This is a genomic window from Catenulispora rubra, assembly GCF_015356825.1.
GTDB lineage: Bacteria > Actinomycetota > Actinomycetes > Streptomycetales > Catenulisporaceae > Catenulispora > Catenulispora rubra.
In genome coordinates this window covers 1-466 of the sequence record NZ_JAACYW010000741.1, presented here as the reverse complement: position 1 = coordinate 466, position 466 = coordinate 1, and the positions used below count along the sequence as shown (strand labels likewise).

The 466-nt window shown below is 73.6% G+C and carries 1 pseudogene; it reads left to right on the top strand.

Annotation, left to right across the window (positions count from 1 at the left end):
• Window positions 1–73 precede the first annotated feature (73 nt).
• Window positions 74–466: pseudogene (locus tag GWK61_RS55230) on the top strand (LuxR family transcriptional regulator); the annotation flags it as partial.

Below are 466 nucleotides of genomic sequence, written 5' to 3'. Positions count from 1 at the left end.
GACCGGCGGGGCGTCGTCGCGCACACTGGTCGCGGTTTGTCCGCCGTTCCGGCGGCCGCACACCCTTGGCGCGTTGGTGGACGCAATCCGTCAGAGCACTGACAAGGTCGCCGGTCTGGGGCTGAGCCCGCTGGCCGGGGCGCTGCGGCCGTTGTTCCCCGAATGGGCCGCCGAGTTGCCCGCGGCGCCCGAGCCGGTTGAGGACGCGACGGCGGTGCGGCACCGGCTGTTCGGCGCGCTGTGCGAACTGCTGGACCGGACCGGCGTCGCGGTGCTGGCCGTGGAGGACGCGCACTGCGCGGATGAGGCCACCCTGGAGTTCCTGCTGTTCCTCTGTGCCCGCCGCACCCGGCGGATCAGCGTCATCGTGACGTACCGGCCGGAGGACCTGCCCGAGGACTCGGCGGTGCGTCGGCTGTCCTCATTGTCGGCGCCGAGCACCACGCGGCTGCGCGTCGCGCTCCGC